Genomic DNA, 16,963 nt, shown 5'->3' with positions numbered 1-16,963 from the left:
GTGGCGAGCTTCGGCTCGCCATGCCCCGGCAGATCATCATGTTCGAAGATTTCACTTTTTACCTCGAGCCGCCTCCAGAGCGTGTGCGGCTTCTAGCTCGGTTCTGCAGCTGGCTCCGTGGCCGCGGGAACAGGAATCCGCCCACTAGTCCGAGCCTGCTCAAGGACATCGGGCTTACCGACTTCGGTCGATCCACCCCAAAGGAATACACAAAATGACTCGCGTACTCGTTCTCTACTACTCAGCCTGGGGCCACATAGAATCCATGGCGCATGCCGTCGCTGAAGGGGCCAGCCAGGCCGGTGCGACAGTTTCCATCCGTCGGGTCCCTGATCTCGTGCCCATGCAGATCTCCGAAAATGAAGGCTCCCCGATCAATCAATCTGCACCACTTGCGCATATCGATGAGCTTGCGGACTACGACGCCATCATCATCGGAACGCCCACCCGCTTCGGCTCCATGGCCGCCCCAATGCGTGCATTCCTGGAACGGGCTGGCGGACTTTGGTCTCGCAATGCGCTCGTTGGAAAAGTCGGCGCAATTTTCACCACCTCGGGCACCCAGCACGGTGGTCAGGAGACCACAATTCTGACGGCGATGCCGACGCTGTTCCATCTTGGAATGATCGTTGTTGGCCTCCCCTACACCTTTGAGGGACAGGCCGGGCTGGAGGAGGTTAGGGGGGGCAGCCCTTACGGCGCCGGGGCGATCGTCGGCAGCGATGGCGAACGGATGCCAACCGCCGCCGAACTGGCCGGAGCTCGCTTCCAGGGCCATCACGTAGCTACCCTGGCCTCGCGGCTCGCTCACAAATTAGCGGCCTGATCCCGTTGGCGGAGATGATGTCTCCGCCAATCCTCCTTGCACGACGATAGGGCATTGACCTGACCATCGTTGGAAGGCCGATGACAGACAGCACCATCCCAGGAGGTGCAAAATGCAGACGTCATCTTCCACAACCATCGAAATTTACACGACCCCAATTTGCCCGGACTGCCGGCAACTCAAGGCGTGGTTCGATCAGCTCGGCATCCCCTTCGAGGAACACGACCTTGCTCGCCCTGGCGTGGCCGAACAGGCCAAGGCACGAACCGGTGTGCGGGTCGCACCCATCACTGTGGTCGGGACCAAGGTCTATTACGGCACCCATGACACACAGCGCGCTCAGTTGCGTCAGAATTGGCCCGGCCTGTTCGGGAGCGGACGATGACCACTCTGCGTCTTCCCCAGTGCCAATCACGCCTGGAAATGACCGAAGGGCAAACTGTGCTCGAGGCCGCTCTTGAAGCGAATGTGCCGTTTCCCCATAGCTGTCGGTCGGGTCGGTGCGGCGCATGCAAGTCCCAACTCCTCTCGGGCGAGGTGATGATGCTGCACCATTCGCCCTTCGCGCTCGATGCGTCGGAAAGGGCAGCCGGAAATATCCTGGCCTGTCGTGCTGTTCCACTGACGGACGTGGCCGTCGCCTGGGCTGATGATCAAGTCGTGGCGGGTGCGCCGGCCCGGATCGTTGCGCTGTACGCCATGGCGCCCGACATCTATCGCTTGGTTCTGCGACCCGATGAACCCATCGCCTTTTCACCGGGCCAGTTCTTCCAGATCGAACTGGCCCCCGGCATTACCCGCAGTTACTCGGTAGCCAGCGGGCAGGGGGCTTCCCATCTGGAGTTCCACATTCGTGCCATTGCCGGTGGGCGCGCCTCTGGGCTCTTGGCGGAGGAATTTGAGTTGAGCGATGTTGTGCGAATTTCTGGACCGTTCGGTAATGCCGTTGGCGCTGACAACGCGACGGGACCAATCCTGGCGATTGCCGCCTCAACCGGCCACGCCCCCGTCCAGTCGATTCTGAAGTCAAACGACGGCCGCCGTGTCCATCTCCTCTCCTTTGCGCGCCAGCCCGAAAGCTTCTATCTCAATGGCCTCTTCACGCAAGCGGCCAAGGCAGAGACCCGCTTCACCTATCAGGTTTTCGCGATCGGGGCAGTCGCGCGGAACGTATCGGCATCGCCTTTGGCCGAGGCCATCAGACAGCTCGATTGCGGCTTGCTGTCAGGGCAGATTTACATCGCCGGGCCGCCGGGCTTTGTTGACGCGGCAGCGGAACTGGTGTCGGCGCGGCACTGCCTCACCGGCGATATTCTGACTGACAGGTTCGAATTGCGCGCCGCCGCAGCCGCCAGTTGATCTGACGGGTCGGCAGTGGCCTACTGCCGACCATCCCGTCTATTGGCAGCGCAAATAGCCCATCCGGGACGCGCCTGTGATAGGACCAGCTCTGGCCCCTTCGCTTCAAATAGCGGTCCAGATCAATCAGGCGAGGCACCGGCTGCCCTCCGTGGCACAGTTTGTGGCACAGGAATCACGGTGCAAAAAAGCGCAGAACGACCAGAATTCAGCCTTTCTTGAGCTAAAACAGCGCTTTAGGTTAGCGGCGATATCGGGGAAATGGAGCGCGTGAAGGAATCGGAGTACTAAAAAGTATCTATATAAATCAAATAGATAGCAATTTCCTCGAACGGTCAGTGGCACAGTTTGTAGTACAGTTTGTGGTACAAGTTCCACCCGCCGCCGTTAAACTAAATCTCTTTAAGGACTGGCCAGTCTCTCCAAGTCTGGCATTGTGAAAGAGAGAATACACATTCGCCGCCTTGGCAAGGCAGCCGCCAATCCGACTGCAATCGGACTGACGGCCTGACCAAAGCGGCACCTGCAGGAACAGGAGACACGCAATGGCTATGGCCATCTATTCGGCGTCGGAGATTCGACGCAACCATTTCCCCCATTTTTGCGCGTTCAGGGTGCCCGTTTTGGGCTCCGGCAATTTGAGCAAAGCCCCGGCTCTCAGGGATCACAGCTAGTCTGGCTGCTTTGCTTTAGCAGGACAGTGGATGCCGCAAGTCGGCGGCTGATGCATCGTCCTTCCATTGTTTGTGATCGTCTCGTGCCTGGCTCGGTCCTGGTCTCGATGGCGCTCGCGCTGGATTCGTAATCATGACCAAAAACGAAAAGAAGCCCGCCTTGCAGAAGGCAGATGAACCCAAGCCCGCATCCACTTCAAATGAAGCACAGATGTTCGGGCCCGACCGTGAAGAGTCGGAGATGCCCCCGTCAGATGGCGAGGGCGACCTCATGGACATCGATGATCTCAATGCAGATGAGGATCGGTTCGCCGACTACGAGATCCGGCTGCATGCCATGATGCGGGCCCGGCTCGGCCGCCCGGTTCGCTATCGCACCTCAGAGGGTAAGAAGACCATTGTGCGTTTGGCGAACCAGCATCAGGCGGACACCGTCGACAGTAGTTCTGACAGGGAACGGCGGAGCACCATGCGGGCGCAACGCAACGAGCTGATCGAATTCTTCGCCCTTGCCGGGCCGTCGGATCACCATCGGATCGACGAAGTTGCGGCAGATCTCTTTGCGCAGCACATGCTGCTGGGGACAGCTATTGAGCATATCCGATCCAGCAGCCAGCTGGCATTGAACCGCGGCGCCAGCTGGTTCGCCTTTCACCCGCTGCTTATTGCCTCACCACCGGGCTTGGGCAAGACCAGCTTTGTACGCAACCTCGCTACGGCAGCCGGCCTACCAGTCATCTACATTGACTGCAGCCTTGAGAAGACGGTGACCAGCATTACCAGCAGCGACAGCGTGTTCGGCACCTCGCGCGCATCCGCCCTGATCAGCGGCCTGGCTGAACACAAGGTGGCCAATATCCTTGTGGTTCTCGACGAAATCGACAAGCTGACGGACGTGTCTCGCAATGCCTCGGCGACGCCGAGCGGAAATCTGATCGGCCTGGTGCAGCGCGAGACTGCCAAGGTCTACCGCGACAGTCACCTGCAGATGACGGTTGACCTGAGCTATCTCAATTTCATCTTCCTCGCCAACGACCTCAGTCGGATCGCGGCGCCACTGAAGGACCGCGTGAAGGTCGTTCAGCTCGCCCCTCCGACCGCGCAACAGATCGCCGACATTGCCACACGCGAGGTAGAACGGCGTGGCCTTGATCCAAGGCTGGTGCCGATCCTGCGCAGGGCAACAGTGACGGGCAAGATCAGGAGCCTTCGCAAGCTGCACAAGCTGCTCGACGCTGCCCAGGCGACCAAGTCTCGGCCGTTGCTCAACTAAGCAGCCGCCCGCACTTCCTAACAAATCATCAACGCGGAGCCGTCAGGTCCGCGAACGCCCCAACCTTGTCTCAGGACGAGCGGAAAGAACCCACGATGTGTAACCGCACCATCAGAACTGTGACCTCCCCTTCTGCTTTTGGCGACCTCGTCATTCCCAGTGACAGTATCCTTGACCCGATGCAGTCGGCCCAACTGGCCGAACAGCGCCTTGCCATCACCACGGCGAGGGCCAAAGGCGAACCGCTCTATCGGTGCCATGAATGCGGGGAACCCGTCTATATTGCCCGCACCTTCCAGGCCGACGGCCATGGGGGTCTCCATTTCCGGCACTTCCAGAGCGGGGCGGCCAAGGCCTGCAAATGGCGAATCGGCGGCAATGTCCGGGCTCTTGGCGACATCCGTTTCAATGGTCAGCAGGAAGGCGATGGGCACTTCCGCCTCAAGCACGCCCTCGCTGAGGCTTTGGCGCAGGATTCCTACTTCTGGTCCGTCGCGGTTGAAAAGCAGATCATCGGGGAGACCACCGGCACGCGGCGCCAGCCAGATGTCTCGGGGCGGTTCCTGAGCGGGGAGCTTGTGGGGTTTGACCTGCAGCTGGCCGGCATGTCCGTCAAGGATATTGCCGGACGCAACAGTTTCTACCTTGAGAACGACATCCATCACGTGTGGCTGACCTCTGCGTCGGACCTTGAGCGGCTCAAAAGCCAGAGCTTTCAGGACATCTACTTTGCCACCGGAGCATCCATATACTGTGCTTCCCCTGCTGCGTTGGAGGCCAGCGAGGCCGAGGGGCAGTTGCAGCTTGATGAGCTGCAGGTGGTGCCGAACCTAGGCGACAAGGAGATCTACTGCAGCTGGCGGGTGGCGCGAGTTGGCGTCGAGCGCCTCCTGCGTGATCTGCCAACTCGGCAAGCCTATGGTATTACAGCGTTTGGCCGGGCCTTGTCCGATCAGGTCGATCAGGACACCCATCAGGCCGTCCGACGTCTGCGTGACGTCTGCATGGCTGGAGCGTCGTGGCCGTCCCTGGCCGCGGACTGGACCATTGTCGCCAGGGCCGTCCATGGGCGCGATGCCAGGATGGCTCAGTCGGACAATGCCCTTCTGATGCTGGCCTGGCTGTCCCTTGCCGAAGAGCTGACCCGCGTTGTGGCAGCGCCGGACGGGTATGCTGCGGAGTTCGGTCGCCGGACGGCCCGTCTGCTTGCGGTTCGGAATGCGGCCAACTGGGTCTCGCTCAGCATCCTGACAGCCAAACCCGACCGTCTCCAAGGCGCCCCTTTCCGGTCATTGGCGTGGGCACGGGTGAAGCTCAGAAGCTGTCGATGGGCAGCAATGGCGCTGACCCATCAAGCGGAGAGTAGCGACTGCGGGCCGTCCATCACGAGCCTGAAGCGATCTGGACAACGAAGCGGAAGGCAACACTACCCTCCCACCACATGGGAAAATTGGTGCCCCACTTGTTGTTGTAGAGGTTGAAACGCAGTCCGGCGCTGAAACCGGGTCGCTCGGGCTGGAACGGAATGAAGGGCGCGCCCTCTGGCGAGACCAGCATGCTGTCCTTCGGTTCGATCATGAGCCTGCCCGAGCGTGCCGCCTCCACCGCCTGCAATTGACCGCCGCCGCGACGCACAATATTGGCGCTCTCGTGCCACAGCCCCATTTTGCGGAGCTCCCAGCGGTCCGAGCCATCGGGCGTGAAGCTCAAGAAACCAGCTTCCGGCATGCGATTTGCGGGCTTGTCGTGAAGTCCCAGCGTTACTTCCACCCTGTCGGCATCAAGTGCGCGCAGGCGGTAGTTTACGCTGCGGGGTGCGCCGAGCGCCGCGTGGCCATCCTCCGGCATCTGGCTCCAGGCGATGCCGCCTGCCACGCCGCGATGCTGTGGCGCGAATTGTGCCGTGCGGGCGGTTTTCGCCGCGCCGAGACCCGGCTTGTCGTGGTCGAGAATGGCCCATTCGTCGCGATGTTGCAGATAGCTGTCGAGGTGTTTTTGCAACTCGTACCAGTCGTAGCTTTCGTGGCGAAAGGCGATGAGGCGTCCCTTATGCCCTTCGATCACCCGTCCATCCGGCGCGGTGATGCGGATGATGTCGCCGCTCGTTGCGTCGAGCTCGGCTGACCAGTCTCCGCTGGTGATATGCGTTCCGGCTGAAAGGGTGTCGGGCTTCGCCGGGACAATTTCGTCGAGCTCGGCCAGCGCTGCGTCCGCTACGGCCCTGTCCCCGGCCACGAGGTTCTCCATCGCCGTTGCCATGTAAGCGCGCTGTTCGACCCAGGATTGCTCCGCATAGGCGAAGCGGTGGTCCTGCTTGCGCGCCGCCTCGAAATCGGCACGATCCCACGCCGTCTCGTCGCGCAGATAGGTTTTTATGTCGACGCCCCAGGTGTGTTCGGCCACCATGGTCAGGCCGCGCCCGAAGGCGCGCCGCTCGGGCGTTGGCGCATCGATCCAGCCGTCATAGACCCGGCTCAGAGCACGGTAGCGCGAGAGCTTGATCGGGTCGGTGGCGGTGCCATGGATCCAGCTATCGCCGATCTCCTCCGTTACGACAGGAAAATTCTCCCGCCGCGCCCACATCTGGTCGCCGAAAGCGTCGAGCGTCGAGGCTCTAATCTCGGCGCCCGGGTTGGCGTGATGCATATGCCGCAGCGCCTCGACGGTCTGCCCGACGCTTTGCGGCCCGATATTGTCATTGGTATGGGCAAAGCTCAGGCCCACATCGTTGCCGGCGGGAAAGTCGGTGGCACCATAAGAGGCCTGATACATGACCACCACCTCCTCCCCGCCGGGCGCGCGCCAGCGGAAAATAGGCGGCACGTCGGGCACCGGACTGGCGGTGTTGACGCCCAGATGCAGGAAGTGGATGCCGGCCTCGGCAAGCAGCGGCACCATGCCCAGCGTGTGGCCCGGCACGTCGGTCATCTTGGCGGCCGTGGTGGTGCGCCCGAAGCGCCGGTCGAGCTCGGCCGCATAAGAGAGGCCGGCGCGGAACAGGGCCGGGCTCATCAGCTCGGTATGGGTGGTAAAGGGCAGGCCATGCCAGACGATGAGGCCACGTTCAATCGCCTGTTCGAGCCGTCGCACCTTGTCGGCCGGCTGCGAGTTGAGGTGATCCCAGATCAGCCAGGCGCCCGTGGTCCAGATAAAGGCCGGTGCGCCGGGATTCTCGGCGTAAAAATGCGCGCCGGTGGCAATCGCCTGCGGAATGAACTGCTCGTGATACTGCTTCCGCACGCGCGCGGCATGATCGGTGAAACCAATATCAAGATGGGTCTTGAAGACGAGGTGGATGGTCCTGGAGGTCATGAAAATCAGCCGACGGTGCCGCGCACGACGAGGCGGGTGTTGAGGGTCTCTTCGAGCGCGGGCGCGTCGGGATTGTTGAGGCGCCGCAGGATCAGTCGCACCAGGGCGCGTACGCGTTCTTGCAGGTCGAACTTGACCGTGGTCAGGTTGTAGCTTTTCCAGTGCGACTGGGCGATGTCGTCAAAGCCGACAACCTTGACGTCCTCGGGGACGCGCAGGTTCAGTTCGTGGCGCAGCGCATCGATGACGCCAAACGCGCCCACGTCATTGGCCGCGAAGACGGCATCGGCGCCCTCGCCGACACGGAACAGGTCGAGGGTGGCGGCATAGGCCCGGCCATAGCTGAAGTCGCTGGCTGCAATGATGGGTGGTTCCAGTCCGCGCTCGGCCATCACGACCCGCAACATTTCCTCACGCGCCATGTTTGCTCGAGCTTTGTCGACACCCGAAACATAGGCTATGCGCCGCGCCCCATAGCCCTGCAGGAGGGAGACCGCTTGTTCAACGCCGGTACGGTGAAGCACATTGAGGCGGTCATGCAACGGACCGGCCTGCCTTTCTTCAGGGGCGTCGGAGCGGGGATAGTGGATGTATATGGGTACGGCACGATCCAGGAATCTGGCCAGCGTTGTCGGCTTCACGTTCTCGACAAAGGCGATGACGGAATCCGGATTGAAGCCGCGCATATAGGCGAGCAATTGCTCGTCCATGGAATAGTCGATACGGGTTTTGAACAGCAGGGTGGCGAACCCTTCAGCCTGGAGCGCCGTCGTCAACGCATCGATCTCCTGGCTTTCCCAGTGACTGCAAACGTCAGGCACGATAACGCCGACCAAATGCGAGCGGCCGCTGACCAGAGCGCGGGCGGCGCGGTCGGGAGTGTAGTTGAGCTCCTGGGCAATGCGCAGGATCAGCTCGCGCTTGGCGGGCTTTAGCGAGGCATGGGGGTTGAAGGCGCGCGACACGGCGACGCGCGAAACATTGGCGCGTTGCGCAACCATCTCGGCGGTTGCCCGCCCCCTTGCCGCCGTCTCGTCCTGGCTCAATGCCACACCCGCCCTCAGCGCGCTGAAATCGTGTTCAATTGTCTGACCGCAAGGCAGAGCACTGTCAAGTTGTGACGCATGGAAAACCGGTGGCGATTCCCGTCAAGCTGTCACAGGAGCGTTGCAAATAGCCAGTGTTGCTGACGCATCTTTCCGTCGAGCCGTTTTCGACAGTGTGTCAGGCCATTGACGGAAAGTGAAAACGTGTTCATTCTTCACCAGTCTCCTGCCGGAATGGGGGAGGCCAAGACCGGCTATCCGAGAATTCGGAGCCATCACATGGGAGGAGTATTTGCGATGAGCAATCATCTGCGCAGCATTGCGTTCGGCCTGATCGGCGCCACGGCGATGGCCGCGCCGGCATTCGCTGTGGATCTGGACATTACCTGCCGATGCGTGATCGGCGGCGTCAACAGCGCCACTGCGGAGTGGATCGAAGAGAGCGTTATTCCCGCCTTTGAGGCCGCCAATCCGGACATCAACGTTACGCTCAACCAGTTCGGCGGCGAAGACGCTCAGCTCACTCAGCAGTTGGCACTCGATTTTTCCACCGGCGCCGGCCCCGACATTTCCGCCTTTGACGGTTTCCTGATCCCGGCCTTTGCCGAAGGCGGCCAGCTCAAGTCGCTCGATGAACTGATCGGCGAGGACTATGCGAACTGGGAAGGCTGGGACCACATCTCGGACGGCATTCGCTCGATCCTGTCCTATGATGGCGAAACCTATGGCATCGGCCTGGGCACTGACGTGCGCATGATCCATGTCCGCAAGGATCTGCTGGAACAGGCCGGTATCGCTGACGACTGGCAGCCGACCTCCTGGACTGACGTGCTCGATGCTGCACGCAAGCTCAAGGAAGCGGGCGTCGAAGCTCCGCTCCAGCTCAATGCCGGCGTTGCCATGGGCGAAGCCACCACCATGCAGGGCTATTGGATGGCGCTCCTGGGCACCGGTGAAGGTGTCACCGATGAGAACGGCAAGTATATCGTGGAAAGCCAGGGCATCCTCGACGTGCTGAACCTCTACAAGACCATCTATGTCGATGAAGAACTGGGCGATCAGCGCGCACAGCTCCTGGCCGATGGCCGCAATCGGTCCTTCGCCAATTTCCGCGACGGCAAGACCGCCATGCTGGTCGAGGGTGACTGGTTCTACCGCTCGGTCACCGCGCCCGGCTCGGAATTCGAAGTTGCCGACCGTGACAATGTCATGAGCTGGGTCAAGATGCCTGCAGAGGAGCCCGGTGCCGGCATTCGCGGCCAGGACTTCGTCTCCATCTCGGGCGGCACGGGCTTTGTGATCAACCCCAATACCGACACGCCCAAGGAAGCCTGGAAGTTCCTCTCGTTCATGATGAGCCAGGAACAGATGACCGCCTTCCAGGACTATCAGCCGGGCATCCGCTCACGTTCGGACGTGCCGATCCCGAACAACCCGTTCCTGACCGAAACCAGCCAGACGCTGCTGCCGCTGACCACGGCCCGTCCGAACGACCCGAACTACAATGCTGTGTCGCAGGAAATCCAGCGCATGACGGAAGCCGTGGTTTCGGGCGAGTTGTCGCCGGAAGAAGCCATGGCCCAGTACAAGGCCGCGGTCACCAGCATTGTCGGTGAAGAAAACACCGTCAGCTTGCTCTAGGCCAAGACCCTCGCACACCCGGCGCGCCATGCGTGCCGGGTCGTCCGACGGCCGCAGTGCCATCCATTTCACCGATCCGTCCTCGGACTCTCATCCGAGAACCGTTCGACACTTGCGCAATTTGGGAGTGGCTCTCGCGCGCCCGAGGTCGGCACACGAGTGTGCACCACCGCCTGCCGACGCCTCAGACATTAGGCCAAAGTGACCATGAAAACTGAACCCATCACGTCAAAGCCCCGGCGAAAGGTGCGCAATTTCTCCCTGCTCTCCAACAGGGCCGGGGCCGCCTTCATGCTCCCTGCTGGCCTTCTGGTCTCGATCTTCGTGATCGTCCCGTTCTTCTGGGTGATCTTCGTTTCCTTTACCAACCGGACCTTGATCGGTCGGACAGCACTCAACCCGGAGTTTGTGGGCCTGGGCAATTATCTGGTGCTGTTCGACCCGGCAACTTTCTTTCAACGCGGCCAGTTCGGCTTCTCGCTCATTCTGACCACCCAGTTCGTGCTGGCCTCGGCCCTGATCGGGCAGGCATTGCTCGGCCTGCTCCTAGCCTGGCTGATCCAGACGGTACCGCCATGGATCAAGCGCATTACCGAGACCTTTGTCATCGCCGCCTGGATCCTGCCCGAAGTGGTCATCGGCTTTGCCTGGTTTGCCTTTCTGGACCGCGACCAGGGCACGCTCAATGCGCTGCTCACCGGGTTCGGCCTGCCGCCCGGGGACTTTCTCCTCGAGCAGCCCTTCTGGGTCATCGTGGTGTTCAATACCTGGCGCGGCGCGGCCTTCTCGATGATGCTGTTCAACTCGGCTTTCTCGTCAATCCCGCCGAGCTATTTCCAGGCCGCGGACGTGGCCGGTGCTTCGAGCTGGCAAAAATTCCGCGATATCGGCCTGCCGCTCATTCGCGGGCATATCGTCACCGATCTCATCCTCATTACCATGTGGACGTTCAACACGTTCACGCCGTTCCTGCTCACCAATGGCGGGCCGAGTTACCGGACTGAACTGGTCTCGATCTACAATTATCGCGTTGCCTTCCAGGACTTCCAGTTCGGCAAGGGCGCTGCAGTGGGTGTGATCATGATGCTGATCAACCTGGCTTTTGCGCTGATCTATCTCAGCCTGGGCCGCAAGAAGGCCCCCAAATCATGAAGCTCACTCTTCCAGCTTATGTCGGCCGTATTGCCTTTTCGGCCCTCGCTGCCCTGATCGGCGCGATATTCGCATTGCCGCTCATCTGGTTCATTTTCGCGCCCTTTAATGCGCGGGCTGAACTCGGTCTGGCAATTCCCGACCCGTGGACGCTCTCCAATTTTGCCACCGTGTTCGGCAATTCCTACGCGGTTCAGGCGCTCTGGAACAGTTTCATCCAGGCCACCGGCGGTGTCATCCTGGTGGGTGCGGCGGCGACATTGGCCGCTTATGCCCTGAGCCGCTCCTCGGTGCCGGGCAAGGGAGCCGTCACCTATACTTTGCTGCTGTTTTCCTCTGTCGTTTCGGGATCTGCCGCCATGGTGCCGATCTTCCTCATCGTTTCGGCCATGGGGGTCATGGATACGCACATTGCCGTCATCCTGACATTCGCTGGCGGGCTCCTGCCAACTGCCATGTTCATCCTCCGCGACTTCATCGACTCCATCCCAAAATCCTATGAGGAAAGTGCCATGGTGGCGGGGGCTTCGCCGGTCCAGGCTTTTTTTGACGTAGCCCTGCCGGTCATCCGGCCCGGCATCGTCGTCGTGGTGGTCTGGGCCTTCGTCAACATCTGGGGAAGCTTCCTCATTCCCTTCATTCTCCTGCGCAGCTCGGACAACATGCCGGCCTCGGTGGCGATCTATTCCTTCTACTCCGAGGCGGGTACGCCCATCGTGACGCTCCTGGCCGCCTATGCGCTCATCTATTCGCTGCCCGTCGTGGCTCTGTATCTCTTCGTCAGCTGGAAGTTTGGTTTCCGGTTCTTCGGCGGCATCAAGGCTTGATCATTTCATGGCTTCTGTTGAATTCAAAAACGTCTCCAAGAGCTTCAACGCCTTCAAGGCCGTATCGGACGTTAATCTCGATATCGGTGATGGCGAGTTCGTCTGTCTTCTCGGTCCTTCGGGATGCGGCAAGACCACCTCTCTCAGGATGATGGCGGGCCTTGAAACGCCGACCTCAGGCCAGATCCTGATTGGCGGCAAGGAGGTGACCCATCTCCACCCCAAGGACCGCAACATCGCTATGGTGTTCCAGGACTACGCGCTCTATCCGCATATGAACCTGGCGGACAACATGGCCTATCCGCTCAAGGTGCGCGGCGAGCCAGTGCAAAAGCGCCATGCCCGTGCAAGGGAAGTCGCCGACGTGCTCAAGATCGGCCATCTCATGGACCGCCTGCCCAGCCAGATTTCGGGCGGCCAGCAGCAACGGACTTCGCTGGCGCGAGCTCTGGTCTATCCGGCGCAGGTTTATCTCTTTGACGAACCGCTTTCCAATCTCGACGCCAAGCTGCGCCTCGAGGCCCGCGGGTTCCTCAACCACCTGCAGCGCGACATGGGCATGACCGCAGTCTATGTCACCCATGATCAGGCAGAGGCGATGGCCCTGGCCACCCGCATCGCGGTCATGGATCAGGGCAAGATCGTGCAGTACGCTTCGCCAATCGAGATCTACCGCCGTCCGGCCACCACCTTTGTCGCCAATTTCGTCGGCAACCCGCCGATGAACCTGGTGGAGGTGGAGTGTGAGCAGGGCGAGGGTCAGTTGCTGCTCAAGGGCGAGGGGCTCACCATGCAAGGCCTGCCGATGACCGATGCCATCGGCAAGGCACTGGCCACGAGCGGCAAGAAACTGACGCTGGGCGTGCGCCCGGAACATCTGGCCATTGCCGCTGCTGGCGCCAGCAACACAGTCACGGCGCCGCTGTTTGCCAATGAAAATATGGGCCCGGAAAGCCTCGTGACACTCGACCGTGGCGAGAATGCGCGGATCACGGCCCGTATCTTCACCGACGATCACTTGGACGTCGACAAGGTGGTGACGCTCAGCTTTTTGGCTGAGCATGTGCATCTCTTTGATGGCACTGGAAAACGTATCCCGGTTGCTGGGGAATGACCGGCCAATTGCAGCACGAGGGGGCTCTGCGCCACCCCGTTCTCATCTCCCCACCGTCGAGAGGGGAGGGGATCGCCCTATTCACGTGGCTGCACGTCGAGAAACGTCAATGACCACGATCACCACCCATGTCACCCGCGCCGACCAGGCCGCAAACCCCTATTTCTACATCCCATTCGATGTTCCCGAGGCCACGACCCGCATCGATGTCGTCCTCACCTATGCCAAGGCGGAGGACTGTATCATCGATCTGGGCGCATTTGATCCGCGTGACACCGGCTATCCGACCCAGCAAGGCTTCCGCGGCTGGAGCGGGGGCGCGCGCGACCGCTTTTTCATCGCGACCGACGACGCCACGCCGGGTTATATCCATGGCGAGATTCAGCCCGGCACCTGGAACGTCATTCTCGGACTCTATCAGGTCCCTGTGGCGGGAGCGGACGTCACCGTTGCCATTACGCTCGACAGCGCTCACCGCCGGCTCGAACCGCAGCCGGCGCGCACCTTTCCGGTCCGATCCGAACCAGGTTGGTACAGGGGCGACCTGCACTGCCATACCTTCCATTCCGACGCCAAGGGTTCGCCCGAACTGCTGCATGCTGCGGCCAAACAGGCCGGGCTCGATTTCCTTGCCGTTGCCGACCACAACACCATTACCCAGAGGCGGTATTTCCACCCGCAGTCTTCGCCCGAACTGATTTTCGTGCGCGCCATGGAGGTTACGACCGCCGTGGGGCACGCCAATGTCTACGGCATGGATGAATGGGTCGACTTCCGCATGACCCATCCCAGTGATGCCCATGTGCTCGAAAGGCTGGTGCACGAGAAGAGCGGGCTGCTTTCGATCAATCACGACAAGCCCACCATCCCCTGGGACTATGAATTCCCCGCCGCCGACTGCCAGGAAGTTTGGCAATCGACATGGCTGGCCTGGAACTGGATTTCCCTTGAGCGCTACCAGCAGCGGCTTGCCGCCGGGCTGCGGATTTCGGCTATCGGTGGGTCCGATTATCACCAGCCTGACCGGCTGATGCCCGAGGGTCCGCTGGTGTTGGCACGCCCCACGACCGTGCTGTTCCTGCCCGAACTGAGCGAAGATGCCGTGTTGGCAGCGATGAAGGCTGGACACGGCTATGTGACTGAAAGCCCGACGGGCCCCCATCTGGAAATACGCGTGGGCGACATCGTGATGGGGGGCATGGCACGCGCGCTTGCCTCGATCGAGGTGGTGGCGCGTGGCGCGGCGGGTGACCTCCTGGTGCTGATCGATGCGACGGGGCCGGTCGCCAGGCTTGAAATTGACAGCGATGATTGGTCGGCCAGCGTGCCGCTGCCAGCCGTCCAGACATTCATTCGGGCCGAAATCATCGCCGGTGATGCCAGCCGCGCGCGACTAGTCGCCGAGTTCGCTGCTGCGCTCGATGGGCGTGCACTCCCCTGGCAGCTCAAGGGTGCTGACCTGGTGGATCAGCCTATCCGCAGAGCCCTGGGCAATCCCATCTACATCGGAGCGTAAACCATGCTTATCGCCAACGCGCCCTGTTCCTGGGGCATCACCTATCCGACGGGCAATGACTATAGCTGGCAGCGTTATCTCGATGAGGTGGCGGCAGCAGGCTATCGCGGTACCGAATTGGGTCCCTTCGGTTTCCTGCCCAAGGACGCGGAACTGCTCAAGGCCGAACTTGCAGCGCGCAACCTCGAGATGATCGGGGCAACTCATGTTCACACGTTCGGCGACGCCACTTCAGCGCCCGTTCTCATGCAGACGCTGCGTGAACTTGCGTCGCTGCTGGTCTCGCTGGGGGCGCAGCACCTGGTAATCATGGATGAGAGTAATTTTTATCCCAAGGGACATGAAGGCGTGCTCGATGACGCCGGATGGGCGGGCCTGATCCAGATGGTCCGGGACGGGCAGGCGCTGGTCGAGAGCGAGTACGGGCTCCAGCTCAGCTTTCACCCCCATATTGGCACGGCAATCGAGCGGGAAGCTCAGATCGACCGCCTTCTGGCCGAGACCGACATCGCGCTCTGCTTCGACACCGGCCACCATGCCTTCTGGGACCAGGATCCGCTGGCCTATATGGAACGGGTGTTTCCCCGCATCGCCTATATGCATCTCAAGAACGTCAATGGGGCAGTGCGCCGACGCGTGCTCGAGGGGGAGCTTTCCGTCGCCGGCTCCTATGACGCAGGGGTGATGTGTCCACTGCCGGACGGGGTGGTGGATATCCAGGCGGTGAGGCGCCTGCTTGAAGCGCGCGGTTTTGTGGGCCCCATCGTGGTGGAGCAGGATGTCGCTGCCGATGCCAGAGAAACGCCGCTCGAACTCGCCACGCGCAATCTTGCCTATATGAACGCCATCGCCAAATGACCCAAACTCTTAAAGTGGGCCTGATCGGCCTGGGTGAAGTCGCCCAACTCATGCATCTGCCGCTTTTGGCCGATGACCAGCGGTTTTCTGTCGCCGCCATCACCGATGTGTCGCCGAGCCTGGTCGAACATATCGCCCGCCGCTATGGCGTGCCCACGCGCCACGACAATGCAGCAGCGCTGATCGCTGATCCGAGGCTCGATGCGGTCTTCATCCTGACGCCCGATCACCTCCATGCCGATCTGCTGGCTGAGGCGATCCGATCGGGCAAGCATGTCTTCATCGAAAAGCCGGCCTGCCTTACCGCCGACCAGTTGCGCCCGATCCTCGATATTCCCCAGCGTCCCGGCCAGGTGGTCTTTGTTGGCTATATGCGGCGCTTCTCGCGGCCCTTTCTCGAACTCAAGAACCACCTGCCGGCTCTAGATACGATCCGCCACGTCCGTATCCGTGACATCATCCGCGAGGCGCCGTTCTTCGTGGCGCAAACGCGTAACGTCTTCAGGCCCGACGATGTTTCGCCCGATCTCATCGCCGCTGGCCGGGCCCGCACCCAGGCAATACTCCGCACGGTCATGGGTGAGGATTGCCCGCCCGATGCGCTTCGCGCCTACCAGGTCCTGACCGGCCTCTCTTCGCACAGCATTTCGGCCATGCGTGATCTCCTGGGCTTGCCCCGGCGGGTCCGCTACGCCACCCAGCATGAAGGAGAAACCGTCATCGCGCTCTTCGACTATGGACACTTCACCGCCCTTTACGAGGCGGTCATCGACGATGTCTCGCGCTTCGACGCCGGCATCGAAGTGCTGACCCAGACCCAGCATTTCAAGCTCAACTACGATACGCCCTACATCCGTAATCTGCCGACACGCCTCGAAATTACGTCTTCATCGGCGACCGAAACGGGCACGGAAGTGATCGGGCCGGTCTACGAAGACCCCTTCCGCATCGAGCTTGGCGCCTTTCTAGACAACGTCGTCAACGGTACGCCCAACAAGACCACGCTTGAAGACTCCCTTGACGACCTCAAGATCCTTGCGGAGATCGGCCATCACTTCAGGACTAACGTCAGCCCGACGCAAAGCTCATGTACTTGGGTGCCACGGCAAGGAGGGCAGCCATGACGCCGCAGTTGAAAAGTTGCGGGTGGTTAGCCGAGGTTCCAATCCCAGGACGGCGGGCGTAAATGCTTACTTCGACACACAGCAAGCTAGTCCCTAAGCTAACCGCCGGGGCCAATTTCTTGGGCTATCGACAAATCGGGTTCGCGAGCGTTTGGTCCGGTCCGCTTCGCTACGGCTGTTTTTCGCCGTAGCCGACCAAAACCGGACAGACAATTAGCGATCCCGCTCGAGGCACTGCATT

14 protein-coding genes are annotated in these 16,963 nt (G+C 61.2%); 12 read left to right on the top strand and 2 right to left on the bottom strand.

The window, feature by feature from the left end:
• Positions 1-214 precede the first annotated feature (214 nt).
• The 5 genes from wrbA to ACE4RL_RS18215 all read left to right on the top strand — a co-directional run bounded on the left by wrbA (position 215) and on the right by ACE4RL_RS18215 (position 5,613).
• On the top strand, positions 215-826 hold the full coding sequence (gene wrbA, locus ACE4RL_RS18235; RefSeq protein ID WP_375598508.1) for an NAD(P)H:quinone oxidoreductase: 612 nt from the start codon (positions 215-217) through the stop codon (positions 824-826).
• Between the two features lie 112 nt (positions 827-938).
• On the top strand, positions 939-1,211 hold the full coding sequence (locus ACE4RL_RS18230; protein ID WP_375598507.1) for a glutaredoxin family protein: 273 nt from the start codon (positions 939-941) through the stop codon (positions 1,209-1,211).
• Positions 1,208-2,185, top strand: a complete 978-nt coding sequence (locus ACE4RL_RS18225) for a 2Fe-2S iron-sulfur cluster-binding protein (protein WP_375598506.1) — start codon at positions 1,208-1,210, stop codon at positions 2,183-2,185. Before ACE4RL_RS18230 ends, ACE4RL_RS18225 begins: the two co-directional genes overlap by 4 nt.
• A gap of 807 nt (positions 2,186-2,992) precedes the next feature.
• Positions 2,993-4,132: an AAA family ATPase gene (locus tag ACE4RL_RS18220; protein WP_375598505.1), complete on the top strand. Its 1,140-nt coding sequence runs from the start codon at positions 2,993-2,995 to the stop codon at positions 4,130-4,132.
• Positions 4,133-4,227: 95 nt separating this feature from the next.
• Positions 4,228-5,613 (top strand): DUF6035 family protein, encoded by a 1,386-nt coding sequence (locus tag ACE4RL_RS18215; protein WP_375598504.1) that lies wholly within the window; start codon positions 4,228-4,230, stop codon positions 5,611-5,613.
• On the opposite strand, the gene ACE4RL_RS18210 is transcribed toward ACE4RL_RS18215, so the two are convergent.
• Positions 5,516-7,444 carry a DUF5054 domain-containing protein gene (locus ACE4RL_RS18210; protein ID WP_375598503.1) on the bottom strand — a complete coding sequence of 643 codons (1,929 nt, stop codon included), beginning with the start codon at positions 7,442-7,444 and terminating at the stop codon, positions 5,516-5,518. The two genes, ACE4RL_RS18215 and ACE4RL_RS18210, sit on opposite strands and share 98 nt — an antisense overlap.
• Before the next feature lie 5 nt (positions 7,445-7,449).
• Positions 7,450-8,496 carry a LacI family DNA-binding transcriptional regulator gene (locus tag ACE4RL_RS18205; protein WP_375598502.1) on the bottom strand — a complete coding sequence of 349 codons (1,047 nt, stop codon included), beginning with the start codon at positions 8,494-8,496 and terminating at the stop codon, positions 7,450-7,452.
• Positions 8,497-8,787: 291 nt separating this feature from the next.
• Here ACE4RL_RS18205 and ACE4RL_RS18200 point away from each other — a divergent pair, with 291 nt between their 5' ends.
• The 7 genes from ACE4RL_RS18200 to ACE4RL_RS18170 all read left to right on the top strand — a co-directional run bounded on the left by ACE4RL_RS18200 (position 8,788) and on the right by ACE4RL_RS18170 (position 16,722).
• The gene (locus ACE4RL_RS18200; RefSeq protein ID WP_375598501.1) at positions 8,788-10,131 is read left to right on the top strand and encodes an extracellular solute-binding protein; all 1,344 of its coding nucleotides are present in this window, start codon (positions 8,788-8,790) and stop codon (positions 10,129-10,131) included.
• Between the two features lie 207 nt (positions 10,132-10,338).
• Entirely contained in the window at positions 10,339-11,283 is a 945-nt protein-coding gene (locus tag ACE4RL_RS18195; RefSeq protein ID WP_375598500.1) for a carbohydrate ABC transporter permease, read from the top strand.
• The gene (locus ACE4RL_RS18190) at positions 11,280-12,110 is read left to right on the top strand and encodes a carbohydrate ABC transporter permease (RefSeq protein ID WP_116588548.1); all 831 of its coding nucleotides are present in this window, start codon (positions 11,280-11,282) and stop codon (positions 12,108-12,110) included. The genes ACE4RL_RS18195 and ACE4RL_RS18190 overlap by 4 nt, the downstream gene beginning before the upstream one ends.
• A gap of 7 nt (positions 12,111-12,117) precedes the next feature.
• Positions 12,118-13,224: an ABC transporter ATP-binding protein gene (locus ACE4RL_RS18185; protein WP_375598499.1), complete on the top strand. Its 1,107-nt coding sequence runs from the start codon at positions 12,118-12,120 to the stop codon at positions 13,222-13,224.
• 109 nt (positions 13,225-13,333) lie between these two features.
• Positions 13,334-14,740: a CehA/McbA family metallohydrolase gene (locus ACE4RL_RS18180; RefSeq protein WP_375598498.1), complete on the top strand. Its 1,407-nt coding sequence runs from the start codon at positions 13,334-13,336 to the stop codon at positions 14,738-14,740.
• Between the two features lie 3 nt (positions 14,741-14,743).
• A complete protein-coding gene (locus ACE4RL_RS18175; RefSeq protein WP_375598497.1) occupies positions 14,744-15,598 on the top strand; it encodes a sugar phosphate isomerase/epimerase family protein in 855 nt (284 codons plus the stop codon).
• Positions 15,595-16,722: a Gfo/Idh/MocA family protein gene (locus ACE4RL_RS18170; RefSeq protein WP_375598496.1), complete on the top strand. Its 1,128-nt coding sequence runs from the start codon at positions 15,595-15,597 to the stop codon at positions 16,720-16,722. Before ACE4RL_RS18175 ends, ACE4RL_RS18170 begins: the two co-directional genes overlap by 4 nt.
• The last annotated feature ends 241 nt before the right edge of the window (positions 16,723-16,963 follow it).

The sequence above is a fragment of the Devosia polycyclovorans genome, assembly GCF_042181575.1.
In the GTDB taxonomy this organism is placed as follows: domain Bacteria; phylum Pseudomonadota; class Alphaproteobacteria; order Rhizobiales; family Devosiaceae; genus Devosia; species Devosia polycyclovorans.
Note: the sequence above shows the minus strand (reverse complement) of the source record. Positions and strands in the feature narration are given on the sequence as shown.

Bases quoted from the DNA above. Each gene is read 5' to 3' on its own strand.
- wrbA (WP_375598508.1), top strand. From the start codon at position 215: ATGACTCGCGTACTCGTTCTCTACTACTCAGCCTGGGGCCACATAGAA.
- ACE4RL_RS18230 (WP_375598507.1), top strand. From the start codon at position 939: ATGCAGACGTCATCTTCCACAACCATCGAAATTTACACGACCCCAATT.
- ACE4RL_RS18225 (WP_375598506.1), top strand. From the start codon at position 1,208: ATGACCACTCTGCGTCTTCCCCAGTGCCAATCACGCCTGGAAATGACC.
- ACE4RL_RS18220 (WP_375598505.1), top strand. From the start codon at position 2,993: ATGACCAAAAACGAAAAGAAGCCCGCCTTGCAGAAGGCAGATGAACCC.
- ACE4RL_RS18215 (WP_375598504.1), top strand. From the start codon at position 4,228: ATGTGTAACCGCACCATCAGAACTGTGACCTCCCCTTCTGCTTTTGGC.
- ACE4RL_RS18210 (WP_375598503.1), bottom strand. From the start codon at position 7,444: ATGACCTCCAGGACCATCCACCTCGTCTTCAAGACCCATCTTGATATT.
- ACE4RL_RS18200 (WP_375598501.1), top strand. From the start codon at position 8,788: ATGAGCAATCATCTGCGCAGCATTGCGTTCGGCCTGATCGGCGCCACG.
- ACE4RL_RS18195 (WP_375598500.1), top strand. From the start codon at position 10,339: ATGAAAACTGAACCCATCACGTCAAAGCCCCGGCGAAAGGTGCGCAAT.
- ACE4RL_RS18190 (WP_116588548.1), top strand. From the start codon at position 11,280: ATGAAGCTCACTCTTCCAGCTTATGTCGGCCGTATTGCCTTTTCGGCC.
- ACE4RL_RS18185 (WP_375598499.1), top strand. From the start codon at position 12,118: ATGGCTTCTGTTGAATTCAAAAACGTCTCCAAGAGCTTCAACGCCTTC.
- ACE4RL_RS18180 (WP_375598498.1), top strand. From the start codon at position 13,334: ATGACCACGATCACCACCCATGTCACCCGCGCCGACCAGGCCGCAAAC.
- ACE4RL_RS18175 (WP_375598497.1), top strand. From the start codon at position 14,744: ATGCTTATCGCCAACGCGCCCTGTTCCTGGGGCATCACCTATCCGACG.
- ACE4RL_RS18170 (WP_375598496.1), top strand. From the start codon at position 15,595: ATGACCCAAACTCTTAAAGTGGGCCTGATCGGCCTGGGTGAAGTCGCC.